Genomic DNA, 13935 nt, shown 5'->3' with positions numbered 1-13935 from the left:
GCGCGCATCCTCGCTGGTCACGGGACGCTCCCACCGCGGGGGCGCATCGTCGGGGCGAGGCGTGGACCGCGCCGGGGCATCGGACGCCTCCGGTTCCGGAGCCCGGGGCTCCGGGGTCCGAGGCTCGGGGGCGCGAGCCTCCGCCGACGAGGAGTCAGCCGACTGAGCCTGACCCGACTGAGCCTGACCCGACGCGGACCCAGCCGATGGAGACCCAGCCGAGCGGGCCTCGGCGGAGCGGGCCTCGGCGGAGCGGGCCTCGGCGGACCGAGGCTCCCCATCCCGAGCCTCCCCGTACCGAGCCTCCGGGTCCCGGGGCCCGCCCGACCCGTCGTCCGGCTCGACCCGCCTCGCCGAGCGCCCCCAGCCGTCGTCGCGCCTCGTCCGCCCCTTCCCGAACGGCAGCCCGGCCAGGGCGGGGCGCCGGACGAGGGCCAGGGCCAGCGCGCCGACCGCGACCAGGGCCGTGAGCAGCGGGACCCACCAGTTCGTCCACCACGGGGACGGTGCGACGACCACGGGGGGCAGGTCCAGCGACGTGATCCGCTGCTCGACCGGGGTGCCGAGACGGGCGAGGCCGTTCATCGCGGCCTGGTTGCCCTGGTCCAGGGCCAGTGCGGACCGGTAGGCCGCCTCCGCGCCCGCCTCGTCCGCGACGATCTCCATCGCGGTCCCGCGGGCCGCCTCGCGGAAGGCCGAGGCGTACCGGTTGCCGACGGCGTCCAGACCTGAGTCCGCGCAGGCGCCCTCGCCGGTCCGCTGGGCGCGGGCGTAGAGCTCGGCGGCGGTGGCGAGATCACCCGCGTCGATCGCCGTCGCGGCCAGGTCGCACTGTGCGGTGTCCGCGGAGACGCCACACGCGGTCAGTCCGGTCAGGGCCGCCGCCGCGACGAGGGCGAGCGCCGAACGCCGGATCTGCATCGGTACATCGTCGTGGGCGTGGCCCCGCGGAACAACCCGAGGGGGTGACGGGTCGATCACCGGGCGCGACCGATCGCCCACAGGCACCTCCGACAGGGTATCACTCCACCATGCGCCCGCACACCGTCCTCGCGTCCCTCGACCCGCGCGCCCGGGACGGCTTCGCCCTGCTGTCGGCTCCCGCGCTGCCCCGCGAGGCCCGGCAGGCGCTGGGCCGGGAGCTGCGCGAGCAGGTCCCCCGCGAGGCCTTGGCGGCGTGGTCGCCCGCGAACCGGCGGATCGGCGCCGTCGACTCGGTGGTCCTGACGAACGAGGGGCGCGTCGAGCGGCTGGTCCCCATCCGCATCGGGCGCATGGCCGCGAACCCCTACGCCTTCCTGCGCGGCGCCGCCCACCTCCACGCCGCGGACTTCTCGACGCTGCCCGCCACCGGCATCCAGCCCGTGATCTGCGGGGACGCCCACCTCGGCAACTTCGGCTTCTACGCCTCACCCGAGCGCGAGCTCGTATTCGACCTCAACGACTTCGACGAGGCCCACCCGGGCGCCTGGGAGTGGGACCTGCGCAGGCTCGCCGCGAGCATCCACGTGGCCGGACGGGTGAACGCCGCGACCGAGCAGCAGTGCGAGGCCGCCGTGGCCAACTGCGTCGACGCCTACCGCCGCCACCTGCGCCGCCTCGCCACCGCCCCGCTCCTCGGCCGCTCCTACGAGCGGATCGACGCCGAGGACCTCCACGAGCAGGCCCCTCGCAAGAGCAGCAGGCGGGCCGTGGCGGAGGCCGCCCGCAAGGCGCGCAGGCGGACCAGCGACCGCGCCCTGCCCCGCTTCACCACCGGCGAGTCGCGCCGGATCGTGGACGACCCGCCGCTGATCGTCCGACCGGAGCCGGACCGGTATGACCGGATCATGGCCGCGCTCGACGCCTACCTGGCCACGCTGCCGTCGCACTGGGCACGGGTGGTGGGCGGGTACCGGGTGGTCGACGTGGCGCACAAGGTGGTGGGGGTCGGGTCGGTCGGGCTGCGGGCCTATCTCGCGCTGTGCGAGGGGTCCGGGCCCGACGACGTGCTGTTCCTCCAGCTCAAACAGGCCCGCAGGTCGGTGGTCGCCCCGTTCGTGCACGGCCAGGACGCCTGGCACGACCACCAGGGCCAGCGGGTCGTGGAGTACCAGCAGGCGCTGCAGACCGTCTCCGACCCACTGCTCGGCTGGACGACGGTCGGTGACCACCAGTACTACGTCCGCCAGTTCCGGGACATGAAGGGCGCCATCGTGCTCGACGGCATCGACGCCGTCACCCTCGGCGACTACGCCGCGATCTGTGGCCTGTTGCTGGCCAAGGGCCACGCCCGGACCAGTGGCGCGTCGATGATCGGGGCCTACCTGGGCGGCGGCGGGAGGGTGCGGACGGCCCTGTGCCGCTTCGCCCGCGCCTACGCCGACCAGACCGAACGGGACTACGCGGAGCTGACCGACGCCGTGCGCCGCGGGCTCCTGCCCTCCGAACCGGGGGTGTGAGCGACCTTCTACACCGTGTCGGAGCCCGGTCCGGTAAGTTCCCGCCCGTGAGTGTGGTCGAGACCGTGTTGGCGTTCGTGGTGCCACCCGTGGCGATCCTGGGCGTCCTGCTGCTGCTGACGGTGGGGCGCAAGGCGGGCCGCAAGCCGCGGTACCGGTCGGGTGAGGGCTGGGACTTCGACCCGGTGCTCTGGACCGCCAACCCCGAGGGGGCACACCTGCCCGCTCCCACCGAGCACGTCGAGCAGGCGGCGACGACCGGAGGTGCCCGTGGCCACTGGTGAGCACTCGCACGGATCGGTCGCGACGATCGATCCCGCCGACCTGCCGGACGGCACCGTCGTGACGGGCTCGGGCCGCATCTCGTCGGCCGTCGTCTTCGCGGAGCCGGACACGACCGGCAAGGTCCCGTTCAGCACCGAGCAGCTCGCCCGGCTGGACGAGGCCCTCACGCTGGCGAGCCGGGACACCGGCCTGCTCTTCGCGATCTACCTCGGCGACCTGGGGGCGGACCCCGAGGCCCGGGCCGCCGAGCTGCAGGCCTCGCTCGAGAACGCCGAGAGCGCCGTGCTGGCCGCGGTCAGCCCCGCCCAGCGCGTGGTCGAGGTGGTCACCGGGTCCGAGGCCAAGCTCCGGCTGCCGGACCGCGGGGCCAAGCTGGCCGTGATGAGCATGGTGGCCTCCTTCAAGGAGAGCGACCTGTTCGGCGGTCTGCTGAGCGGGCTGCGCATGCTGGCCGACCAGGCGGGCCACCGCCGCTGAGCGCTGCCGCCCGACCGGGTGGCGGTCACTCTCGCCATCCGGCAATCGTGCGTGATGGCTATTCCCGGTCAGCCATATGGTGTAAGCATGTGGGCAATGCGTACGGATTCACCCACGGCGCGCGACCCGAATCGCTCGCCGGGGCGAATCGTTGCAGCTACATGACCGGTCGTCGGTGCTCTGTCGGAAGACTTCGTCGTTGTCCATGAGCGGAACGAGTCCACCCCAGGAGCCGGAGCGCACTCTCCGGCGTCCCGCCATGTCCGTGGTCGTGGTGGACGACCACGAGCTCGTGGCGACCTCGCTCGTCCTCAGCCTCACGAGCGAGGGGATCGACGCGCAACGGATCCGGCCCGCGGCCGAGCGCGGCATCCTGGCCGAGGCCGCGCGGATACCCCCGGGCCTCGTCCTGCTGGACCTGGACCTCGGGCGAGACGCCGAGGGCAACCGGATCGACGGCGTGGAGCTGGTGGGCCCGCTGCTGCAGAGCGGCTGGCAGATCCTGGTCCTGTCCGGCAGCGCCGACCCGGCCCGGATCGGCTCCGCGCTCGACGCGGGCGCCCTGGCCTGGGTGCCCAAGAACGCGCCCTTCCCCACGCTGCTCGGCGCGGTCCGGGAGGCCGTCGCGGGCAGGCCGGTGATGTCCGAGGACCGCAGACGCAAGTTCATCGACGTCTCGCGCAGGCGCACCGCCGAACGCCGGGACCTGGCCGAGAAGCTCGGCAGGCTGACCCAGCGGGAACGCGAGGTGCTGGCCGAGCTGGCCCGGGGCAAACGCGCGCAGACGGTCGCCGACCACTTCGTGGTCTCGCTGGCCACGGTCCGCACCCAGATCCGCGCCGTGCTCACCAAGCTCGAGGTCGGCTCCCAGCTGGAGGCCGTGGCGCTCTACCGCCAGGCAACGGGCAACTGAGCCGAGCGCTGCTGAACCGATCACGGCCTCCGGTCGGGTCGCCACCGCAGGTCACCGGTGTCGGGCGAACGCCCGGCAGCCGTTCGGTCGAGGTCCATCGTCCGCTGCGGACGGTGCGCACGCATCCCTAAGATGGATGAACGGCCCGCCTCCCGGTGGGCCGCGGAGGGGGGTCTCCGGCGTCATGGCCACAGGTGTCACGAGTGCGGTGGGCAGGCTCCGCCGTGCCCGGTTCACCTCCCGGCTCTGGGTGGACCTGGGGGTGCTCGCCGCGCTCTGCGCGGGGGTCGTCGTCCTCGCGTCCGCCCCGCAGATCCTGCAGTGGGTGAACCGCGAGACCACGGTCGACGTCCTCACCATCACGGGCGCGGGCGTCGGGGCGGGTGCCGCGATCCTGGCGCTCGTCGGGTCCCGGCTGCTGAGCGACTACCGGCTGGCCTGGCTGGCGGCGGCGCTCGTCCTCTACTGCGTGGTCGTCCTGCCCTGGGGCCTCGGATCGAACCCGCTGTCCACAGCGGAGCGGGTGTCCCGGCTGCTGGCCTACGCCACGGCCCTGGTGCTCCTCGTGTTCGCGCTGCGTGCCCCGCGCAGGCTGGGCGCCTGGGGCGGCTGGGTGATCATGCTGGGCGGTGGGATCGCCTCCGTGCTCGCCCTCCTGCTGCTGCCGGAGCTCGGCTCGGCCACGGACGTCCTGACCGGACCGGTCACCACCGTCGTCGTGGTCGTCGGCTGGGTCGGCGCCGCGGTGCTCGCCGTGATCGACGCCGCGCGGAGACAGAGTGGGCCGCGGCTGCGAGCCGGGCTCGGGCTCGTCATCATCGCGAGCTCGCAGCTCTACCGGCTCGCCAGCGTCACCCGCACCCCCGCCACGGACCTCGTGTTCCCGGCGCTGCGCCTGGTGGGGCTTATCGTGCTCCTGGTCGGGCTGCTGCAGATCGTGGTGCGCGGGGTGCGGAACCTGCAGGAGGAGAACTTCCTCCAGCAGGAGGACCTCGCCGCCGCCGCGCTCCACATGGAACGCGCCGCGGCCCACGGCGCCGAGCGGAACCACGAGCTGCGCAACGGGCTCGCGGGGCTCGCGGGCATCACCCACCTGCTGTCGGCGGAGGTGAACGGGCCGGACCAGGAGCGGCTGCGCCGGGCCGTGCTGGCCGAGCTGGGCAGGCTGCACACCATCCTCGAGTCCACGACGGAGCCCGCGGCGGAGCTCGAGCAGGCAGGCCTCCTCGTGGGGGCCGACGAGGAGCCGGGCTACCTCCTGGAGCCCATGCTCGGGGGCCTGGTGGCGCTGCGGCAGGCCCGGGGCGGCGCCGTGGTCCTCGACGTCCCGGAGGACCTGCGCGCGCACGGGGACTCGGCCGTGGCGGCGCAGATCGTCACGAACCTGTTGGCCAACTGTGAACGGCACGCGCCCGGAACCCCGATCGCGGTACGCGCGTTTCACCAGCAGGACAGGGTGGTAATCGAGGTACGGGACCGCGGTCCGGGGCTTCCTCCCGGACATGAGCGGGCAGTCCTTCGCCGCGGCGTTCGGGACGGTGCGGCGGGGGGCTCCGGGCTCGGGCTGAGCATCAGCCGGGAGCTCGCCGAGGGCCAGGGAGGGTCCCTGGAGCTGCGTACGGTCGAGGAGCCACGAGGCTGTGCAGCGACCCTCACCCTTCCGGCGGTCGATGTGAATCGACCGGTCACCGACAGAATCGCGCAGTAGAGGCAACGTCCCACCCCGCTGAGCGTCTCACCGATCTCAGTGATGACTTTCGGGCGTCAGTCGCGACATACTGTGCGCAATCCGGCCTCTCGCGAGGCCGGTCGTCAGAAAGGAGGGATCCCACATGGGTGAATCGGACACCCCCCGTCCGCGCAAGGGCACTACCCAGGGGTCCGTCTCGTCGGTGCTGACCCCTCCCACGGGTCTGCCCTCGATCGAGGACATCGAGACCAGCCTGTCGCTGCCCACGCAGCGGACCGGCGTCGAGTCCGGCGCGCCGACCGCACCCCCGGTCGCGCCACCGCCCCCGGCGCAGGCGCCCCCGGGCACCTGTCAGTGCGGGCACGCGCACGAGGCACACGAGCACTACCGGGCGGGAGACGACTGCGGGGCCTGTGGCGCCGAGGTCTGCTCCCACTACCGGCCGGCGACGGCTGAGGAGAAGAAGGGCCTGCTCCACAGGCTCGGACTCCGTCGCTGACGCACCACCACGTCGAGGGCCCCGCATCCCCGTGCGGGGCCCTCGTCGTGTGATTAGGTGCGGCGGGCGTGCCAGGCCATCGCGGCCCGTTCGAGCACCAGGGCGCTGCCCAACACGATCGCGACGGCGGCGCAGAAGCCGCCGATCGTGTCGGTGGGGTAGTGGGCGCCGGTCGCGACCAGGGCCGTCCCGATCGTGCCGCCCGCGACCAGGGCGATCGTCACGACGAGGGCGATGCCGGTCGTGCGGCCCGGCCGGACGAGGCCGACCACCAGCAGTGCCACCACCAGGGCGATCGACGTGGCCCCGCCGGTGTGCCCGCTCGGGTAGGCGAACCCGCCGAACTCCATGGTCCGGCCGATCGCGGGCTTGAGCAGTGTCGTGGCCAGCCCGGTGAGACCGGGCCCCACGATCGCGACCACCGCGAGCCGCCTGCGGCCCAGCGCGAGGCAGATCCCGCACAGCACGAACGCGGCCAGCACCACCAGCGGGGGCGAACCGAGCAGCGAGAGCCGTTGCAGCAGCCAGAGATGGGCTGAGGTGGCGCCGTCGACCAGGGTCTCCGCGTGCCCGTCGACCCGGCCGTAGCCGCTGGCCCCCGCGTACCGGGCCGCCAACACCACGAACACGACGGTGGCCAGCAGGACGGCGACGAGCGCGGGCGTGCGCAGGTGGCGGGGCAGGACGGGTGGGGCCGGTCGGCCTGCGGTCGTCACACACCCAGCATTCCCGCGGACCCCCGCTCGGACATCACCCGACCGGGGCGCGGGTCTGTGGCCTACACCGCGTTAGGGAGCCACAACTGTCGTCTGGGGCCGCTCGAACGACAGTTGTGGCTCCCTGATGCTCAGGAGCGGTCGAACTCTCGGGCCGCCAGCGCCCGGACGATCCCGGCGCGCCCCTCGGTCACCAGCCTGCGCAGGGCGGGCGGGTGGCTCTCGTCGGCCAGCCAGGCGTCCGCGGCGTCGACCGTGGACTTCTCCACCGCCCAGGACGGGAACAGCCCGAGCACCACGCTCTGCGCCCGCTCCGAGGTCCGCCGCGACCACACCTCCGCGACCTCCGCGAAGTACTTCTCGACGTACGCGCCGAGCAGCCCGCGCTGGGCGGGGTGGGCGAAACCGCTGATCACGGCCTCGTTGACGGCGTTGGGCAGCTCGTCGTCGTGCACCGCGCGGTCCCACGCCAGGGCCTTGGCCTCGGCGGTCGGCACCAGCGCGCGGGCCCGCTCGGCCAGCCGCTGCCCGGTCGAGGTGGGGTCACGCCGGTGCTCCGCCTCGATCGCCTCCTCACCCGCCCGGCCGTGCGCGACCAGGGCCTGCAGCAACCGCCAGCGCAGGTCGGTGTCCACGGTCAGGCCCTCGGGCACGTCGGTGCCCTCCAGCCAGCCCGCGAACCGGTCCAACACCTCGTCCGGGAGCACCGAGCCCGCCAGGGAGTTCACCAACGCGAGCTGGGTGTCCGACCCGGCCTCGGCCGCGTCGAACCCGGCGACGAGGGCGGAGGTGAGCATCGGCCAGCCCTTGTCGGCGGACCAGCTCTCGTCGGCGTACGACGCGACGGCGGTCTGCACCTGCAGCAGCAGCCGCTGCAGCACGCCGATCTCGGTCTCGTGGGCGAACCCGCCGGAGACGAGCGTGGCGAAGTCCCGGGCCTTCAGCTCGGCCTCGCGGGTCATCTCCCAGGCCGCGGACCAGCACAGCGTGCGCGCCAGCGGCTCCGCGATGTCCCCGATCCGGTCGATCAGGGTGGTGAGGGACAACGGGTCGAGACGCAGCGCGCAGTAGGTGAGGTCGTCGTCGTTGACCAGGACGAGCTTGCCCCGCGGGCTGCCGACCAGGGCGTCCACCGCGGTGCGCTCGCCCGTGACGTCCACCTCGAGGCGCTGGGTGCGCACGATCCTGCCGTCGCCGTCCTCGTCGTAGATCCCGACGGCGACGCGGTGGGTCCGGACCTCGCCCGCGCCCGGGCGCGCCCCACCCTGCACGATCTCGAAGCTGGTGAAGCGCCCCGACTCGTCGACCTCGAACTGGGGCCGGAGCAGGTTGAGGCCGGTGGTGCGCAGCCACTGCGCGCCCCAGTCCGACAGGTCCCGGCCGGAGGCCTTCTCCAAGGCGCCCAACAGGTCGTCGAACGTGGCGTTGCCCCACTTGTGGGCCTCGAAGTAGGCGCGCAGACCCGCCATGAAGGGGTCCAGCCCCACGTAGGCCACGAGCTGCTTGAGCACCGAGGCGCCCTTGGCGTAGGTGATCCCGTCGAAGTTGACCTCGACGGCCTGCAGGTCCGGGATGTCCGCGGCGATCGGGTGCGTGGAGGGCAGCTGGTCCTGGCGGTAGGCCCAGGACTTCTCGACGTTGGCGAAGGTCGTCCACGCCTCGGTGTACTCGGTGGCCTCCGCCTGGCAGAGCACCGAGGCCCAGGTGGCGAAGGACTCGTTGAGCCACAGGTCGTCCCACCAGCGCATGGTCACGAGGTCGCCGAACCACATGTGCGCCATCTCGTGCAGGATCGTCTCGGCGCGGCGCTCGTAGAGGCTGCGGGTCACCCGGGACCGGAAGACGTAGTCCTCGAGGAACGTGACGGCCCCGGCGTTCTCCATCGCGCCCGCGTTGAACTCCGGCACGAAGAGCTGGTCGTACTTGCCGAACGGGTACCGGATCCCGAAGTTGCGGTGGTAGAAGTCGAAGCCCTGCCGCGTCTCGGTGAAGATGCGCTCGTGGTCCATGTGCGGGGCCAGGCTCGCGCGGCAGTAGATGCCGAGCGGGATGCCGTCGTGCTCGGTGTGCCAGCTCGCGTACGGGCCCGCGACGAGGGCGACGAGGTAGGTCGACATGACCTCGGTCTCGGCGAAGCGGTGCACGCCCTTCTCCACGGTCGCCACCGCGTTCGAGACGACCTTCCAGTCCTCCGGCGCGGTCACGGTGATCGTGTAGCGCGCCTTGAGGTCCGGCTGGTCGAAGCAGGCGAAGAGCCGCTTGCAGTCCGCGGTCTCGAACTGGGAGTAGAGGTACACGCCGCCGTCCACCGGGTCGACGAAGCGGTGCAGGCCCTCACCGGTGTTCATGTACTCCCCGGTCGCCACGACCGTGAGCTCGTTGTCGCCGGCGAGCGCGGGCAGCGCGATCCCGTCGTCCTCCACGTACCCCGAGACGTCCAGGGGGGAGCCGTTCAGGACGGCGGACTCGACGCCGGCGCCCACGAAGTCGATCCAGCTGTCGGTGCCCGGCTCGGCACAGGTGAAGCGGACCGTCGTGGTGGTCGCGAAGGTCTTCTCGCCCGGTTTCCCGTGGCCGTCGGTGAGGTCGAGGTCGACCACGTACGACGAGACGGCGAGCAGGGCGGCCCGGCGCTCGGCGTCGGTGCGGGTCAGGTTGGGCGGGGCCATGAGCGGTGGGCGATCCTTCCGGTGTGCGGTGCTTCTCATCCGCATCCAATCACGGGTCGGCCGACCGTGTCGGGGTATACGGGAACACCCGGCGCGCGCCACCGGTTGAGCGCTGAAGGACGAGATCTCCCGACGAACGGAGTGCCTGTGAGCAGCACGGATTCCCCCAAGGTCGACATCTGGGTCGATCCGCTGTGTCCCTGGGCGTGGCTGACCTCCCGCTGGGTCCTCGAGGTGGAGAAGGTCCGCGACATCGACCTGCACTTCCATGTGATGAGCCTCGCGGTCCTCAACGACGGCCGGGACCTGCCGGAGCAGTACCAGGAGATGATGCGGAAGGCCTGGGGCCCGGTCCGCGTGCTGGTGGCCGCCGCCGAGGCGCACGGCCGCGAGGTCGTCCGCCCGCTCTACGGGGCGATGGGGGAGCGGATCCACAACGGCGGCAACAAGGACTTCGACGTCGTGGTGAAGGAGGCGCTCGCCGAGCAGGACCTGCCCGCCGAGCTGGCCGAGGCCGCGACCGACACCTCGTGGGACGAGAAGCTGAAGGCCGAGCACCACGCGGGGATGGACGCGGTCGGCATGGACGTCGGGACGCCGGTCCTCCACGTCGACGGTGTCGCCTTCTTCGGGCCGGTCATCTCGAAGGTCCCGCACGGCGAGGAGGCGGGCAAGGTCTTCGACGGTGCCCGGCTGCTGGCGGGCTGGCCGCACTTCTTCGAGCTGAAGCGCACCCGCACCGAAGATCCCGATTTCTCCTATTGATCTCTCGGCGCTGATCCCTTTGCCCGAACGGCACCGTCGTGCGATGGATCCGCACGACAGTGCCGTTTCGCGCAAATCAGGCGATCAATGGGCCGCGATGAACATGTCGCGGAGCACGCCGGTCTGCAGTTCCATGTCCCGCAGGCGGGCCTTCACCAGGTCGCCGATCGAGACCATCCCGACGAGCGTGCCGCCCGCCAGCACGGGCAGGTGGCGGTAGCGCCCGCGGGTCATCCGGGCCATCGCGTTCGCCAGCGGCTCGTCGAGCGACGCGGTGGCCACCTTGCGGGTCATGACCTCGTCGATCCGCAGGTCGAGCAGGGCGGGGCCACGTTGCGCGAGCTCGCGGATCAGGTCTCTCTCGGAGACGATCCCGGCGACTCGGTGGTCGGCGTCGCACACCACCAGCGCACCCACGTCGAGCTGCTCCAGGCGCCGCACCCCGTCCGCCACCGACGCCCAGGGGAGGATCGTGTGGACGGTCCGTCCCTTGGTGTCGAGGATGTCCGCAATCTTCATCGCTCAGCCCTCCACCGGAGTCGTTTCTGCTGGGGACCAGTGTGCTCCTGAATTGATGATTTCGTCTCGAAACGGTGCAGCGGATCACCCACTCGGATCGCGGCGGCGATCAGGAGCGCGACCGCTCCCGCCGCGAACACCCCGTTGCCGACCAGATCCGCCGCGGGCGAGGCGGGCAGGACCGGTGTCTCGCCGAAGGCGTGCCAGGCGTAGGTGAGGGTGGCGCCCGCGGCGAGGGCGAGGACGTGGGCCTGCGACCACTCGGGATCGCGCGCCCAGCGGGGGAGCAGCACGACCGCCGCCGCGGCGAGGACGACCCAGACCGGCACTCCCCACCAGCTCAGCGGGAGCAGCTCGAACACCGCCCCGGCGGCGAGGGACACGCCCAGCAGGACGAGCGGGTGGGGCGCCCGCAGGGTGGCGGCCCCGAACCGCCCGGGCAGCACGAACGCGGCCGCGGCGACGAGCACGGCGACCGCCACCGCGCCGACCAGCCGACCCGCCGGCGCGACGAAGTGGTCGGTCTGCAGCGTCGTCACCGTCGTGCCGACCAGGCCGATCACGAACAGCACCGCCGTGACGACGAGGCCGGGGGTGCGCAGCCACGGGCCCGGCCGCCGGGCGAGCGTCTCGACCAGGGCGATCGGCGTCGCGATGCTCCACACGGTGTGCAGGGTGAGCACGAACAGCGTCCACGGCACCCCGATCCCCAGGCCCGGCACGAACCCGTGGTCCAGCAGGCGCTGTCCGGCGTAGTCCGGGTCGAACAGGGACTGGGTCGTCACACCCTCCTCCACGATCCCGTAGGCGAGCCCGAGGAGCAGGATCGTCGGCCAGCCGCGGCCGGTGCGCCGGGCGACCTCGCGGATCAGCAGCGCGCCGCCGCCGTAGAGCGGCGCGAGCAGGACCAGGGACGACAGTGCCGTGATCGGCAGGTTCCCCAGCAGGAACTCGGCGACCAGCGGCGCGAGCAGGAACAGGCCCAGGGCCGGGAGGAGTCTCATGGGACGAGGCTCTGCCCTCGTGGCCCGGCGAGACGATGCCGAACCGCCGATCCCCGCCGTGACGAACGGACGAGAGGAGGGATCCGGCGCTGGTCTCACCGGTGTTCTGCGGGCACCGGCTCGACGGGCTCGCGGGGCGCGGGGATCTCCGGGAGCACGGGGGCCTCGGCCGACCGCTCGGTCTTCGCCCACGACCGCCGCCCACGGGCGTGCCGGACCACGGCGCGCCACGTGGCGAACACCCCGAGCACGAGGAACCCGGGGAAGGCCAGGCCCGCCACCAGGCAGCGGCGGAGCGGCTCGTCCCCCAGTCGCCACCAGTGCACCAGGCCCCACAGCAGGCCCGGGAGCACCAGGACGACCGCCCAGAGCCCGACGGCCCAGGTCGCCGCCTCGCGGCCCGCCGTCAGGCCGCCGAAGGTCTCGCCGGTGGACAGGCCGACCACGGCGAACCCCATCGCCGCCAGCACGAACAGCGTGAGCGGCACGGTGAACCACGGCGCGAGGAGGTAGTAGACGAAGTCCAGCAGGGCGACCGTGCCGATCCGGCGCGACGCCGACAACCCCGGCAGGTACCGGGCGCACTGCAGGTTCCCCTGCGCCCATCGGGCCCGCTGGCGCACGAGCCTCGACAGGTCGACGACCGCCTGCTGGCTGATCGACGCCCGCGAGGTGTACCGGATCCGCACCCCGGCGAGGTGCAGCCGGATCCCCAGCTCCAGGTCCTCGACCAGGCAGTCGCTCCACGGCGACGGTCCGAGCTGGGTCAGGTCGCCGAGCCGCACGAACTGCCCGTTGCCGCCCATCCCCACGCTGCCGAGCCGGTCCCGCAGCGACTGTGACGCGTTGGCGATGCACCCGAACTCCAGGTCCTGGAGCAGTCCCAGGATCCGGTCCCGGTTGTGGATCCGGACCCGGCACTGCACCGCCCCCACGCCGCGGTCGGTGAGCAACGCGCCGACCTCGTGCAGGACCCGGTCGTCGCACCGGCCGTCGCCGTCGACGATCCCCACCACGGTGGACAGCACGGTGCCCTCGGCCTCGGCGATCTCCACGATGCGCCGGTACCCGGCGTTGAGCGCCTCGCCCTTGCCCCGACGGGCATCGGGCTCCTTGCGGGACAACACCTCCAGCCGCGGGTCGTCGATCGCGGCGAGGATGGCGGCGGTCCCGTCCGAGGAGCCGTCGTCGATCACGAGCACCCTCGGCGGCCCTCCGGGGCCCTCCAGGGCCAGCGCCGCCGTGACGGTCCGGTGGATCACCCGTTCCTCGTTCAACGCCGGGATCATGATCCAGAACCGCAGGCTCGACGCGTCCCCGGTCGCCCGCCTGCCCGGTCGGGTGCCGACCATGCCGACGACGGCCACCACCAGGTTGTAGGCGGGCCACCCGACCAGCAGCAGGATCGTGACCGTCTGCAGCAGGGTGATCATTCGGCGCGCTCCCGGGCGGCGCGCAGGCGGAGGGCGGCGGAGCGGATCGCCAGCAGCGACACCACGGCCCCGGCCAAGGAGAGCGCGACGACCCCGGGCTGGCCACCGACCAGCACGCCCGCGGCCACCGGAGCCCCGAGGGGAAGTATGCGGACAGTCGACATCGAGTCCCCCGATCGATGACGTACCCACACCTGTGTGGGTGAACATTGCGAGAAACATGTCGTTTGTCCGAAACGTTGCGTTACATCCGAACGACGAGGTTGACATGACTGGTGTGGTCGACACGACGAGGTCCCGTCCACTCACCGGCGAGCAGGGGGGCTCGCCGACGGTCTGGTTGATCGGCGGTACCCGCCCGGAGGCGCTGAAGCTCGCGCCGCTCGTCGGGCCGCTGGCCCGCGGTGGGATGCGCCCGCTGCTGGTCGCCTCCGGCCAGCACCCGGTGATGTTCCACCAGGGGCTGGCCGCGTTCGGGCTGGCGCCCGCGGTGGACATCCCGCTGCGCCGGGAGACCGGGGAGC

13 protein-coding genes and 2 pseudogenes are annotated in these 13935 nt (G+C 72.7%); 8 read left to right on the top strand and 7 right to left on the bottom strand.

From position 1 onward, the window contains the following. Positions 1-921, bottom strand: a pseudogene (locus H5J29_RS06035) (hypothetical protein); the annotation flags it as partial. 110 nt (positions 922-1031) lie between these two features. Here H5J29_RS06035 and H5J29_RS06030 point away from each other — a divergent pair. The 6 genes from H5J29_RS06030 to H5J29_RS06005 all read left to right on the top strand — a co-directional run bounded on the left by H5J29_RS06030 (position 1032) and on the right by H5J29_RS06005 (position 6305). Next, positions 1032-2441, top strand: coding sequence for a DUF2252 domain-containing protein (locus H5J29_RS06030; protein ID WP_181779916.1), 1410 nt, complete (start codon positions 1032-1034; stop codon positions 2439-2441). Between the two features lie 47 nt (positions 2442-2488). Further along, a complete protein-coding gene (gene ctaJ, locus H5J29_RS06025; protein ID WP_181779915.1) occupies positions 2489-2725 on the top strand; it encodes an aa3-type cytochrome oxidase subunit CtaJ in 237 nt (78 codons plus the stop codon). Beyond that, positions 2712-3203 carry a DUF5130 family protein gene (locus H5J29_RS06020; RefSeq protein WP_181779914.1) on the top strand — a complete coding sequence of 164 codons (492 nt, stop codon included), beginning with the start codon at positions 2712-2714 and terminating at the stop codon, positions 3201-3203. Before ctaJ ends, H5J29_RS06020 begins: the two co-directional genes overlap by 14 nt. A gap of 259 nt (positions 3204-3462) precedes the next feature. Continuing rightward, positions 3463-4116: a LuxR C-terminal-related transcriptional regulator gene (locus tag H5J29_RS06015; RefSeq protein WP_181779913.1), complete on the top strand. Its 654-nt coding sequence runs from the start codon at positions 3463-3465 to the stop codon at positions 4114-4116. Between the two features lie 184 nt (positions 4117-4300). Further along, positions 4301-5824, top strand: a complete 1524-nt coding sequence (locus H5J29_RS06010) for a sensor histidine kinase (RefSeq protein ID WP_181779912.1) — start codon at positions 4301-4303, stop codon at positions 5822-5824. A 124-nt stretch (positions 5825-5948) separates the two neighbouring features. Beyond that, on the top strand, positions 5949-6305 hold the full coding sequence (locus H5J29_RS06005; RefSeq protein ID WP_181779911.1) for a hypothetical protein: 357 nt from the start codon (positions 5949-5951) through the stop codon (positions 6303-6305). A 53-nt stretch (positions 6306-6358) separates the two neighbouring features. Here H5J29_RS06005 and H5J29_RS36125 read toward each other — a convergent pair whose 3' ends face one another. Beyond that, on the bottom strand, positions 6359-7021 hold the full coding sequence (locus tag H5J29_RS36125; protein ID WP_181779910.1) for a phosphatase PAP2 family protein: 663 nt from the start codon (positions 7019-7021) through the stop codon (positions 6359-6361). Between the two features lie 131 nt (positions 7022-7152). After that, positions 7153-9690: an aminopeptidase N gene (gene pepN, locus H5J29_RS05995; RefSeq protein ID WP_181779909.1), complete on the bottom strand. Its 2538-nt coding sequence runs from the start codon at positions 9688-9690 to the stop codon at positions 7153-7155. Positions 9691-9837: 147 nt separating this feature from the next. On the opposite strand from pepN, the gene H5J29_RS05990 reads away from it, so the two are divergent. Next, on the top strand, positions 9838-10455 hold the full coding sequence (locus H5J29_RS05990; protein ID WP_181779908.1) for a mycothiol-dependent nitroreductase Rv2466c family protein: 618 nt from the start codon (positions 9838-9840) through the stop codon (positions 10453-10455). Positions 10456-10539: 84 nt separating this feature from the next. Here H5J29_RS05990 and H5J29_RS05985 read toward each other — a convergent pair whose 3' ends face one another. From H5J29_RS05985 to H5J29_RS05970, 4 genes are all read right to left on the bottom strand, one after another. Continuing rightward, the gene (locus H5J29_RS05985) at positions 10540-10974 is read right to left on the bottom strand and encodes a CBS domain-containing protein (protein ID WP_181779907.1); all 435 of its coding nucleotides are present in this window, start codon (positions 10972-10974) and stop codon (positions 10540-10542) included. After that, positions 10971-11978 (bottom strand): AF_0692 family protein, encoded by a 1008-nt coding sequence (locus H5J29_RS05980; protein ID WP_181779906.1) that lies wholly within the window; start codon positions 11976-11978, stop codon positions 10971-10973. The genes H5J29_RS05985 and H5J29_RS05980 overlap by 4 nt, the downstream gene beginning before the upstream one ends. 95 nt (positions 11979-12073) lie before the next feature. Continuing rightward, on the bottom strand, positions 12074-13411 hold the full coding sequence (locus tag H5J29_RS05975; RefSeq protein ID WP_181779905.1) for a glycosyltransferase family 2 protein: 1338 nt from the start codon (positions 13409-13411) through the stop codon (positions 12074-12076). Further along, entirely contained in the window at positions 13408-13575 is a 168-nt protein-coding gene (locus H5J29_RS05970; protein WP_181779904.1) for a hypothetical protein, read from the bottom strand. The genes H5J29_RS05975 and H5J29_RS05970 overlap by 4 nt, the downstream gene beginning before the upstream one ends. A gap of 104 nt (positions 13576-13679) precedes the next feature. On the opposite strand from H5J29_RS05970, the pseudogene H5J29_RS05965 reads away from it, so the two are divergent. Then, positions 13680-13935: pseudogene (locus H5J29_RS05965) on the top strand (hypothetical protein); the annotation flags it as partial.

It is taken from the genome of Pseudonocardia pini, assembly GCF_013870575.1.
In the GTDB taxonomy this organism is placed as follows: Bacteria; Actinomycetota; Actinomycetes; order Mycobacteriales; family Pseudonocardiaceae; genus Pseudonocardia; species Pseudonocardia pini.
Note: the sequence above shows the minus strand (reverse complement) of the source record. Positions and strands in the feature narration are given on the sequence as shown.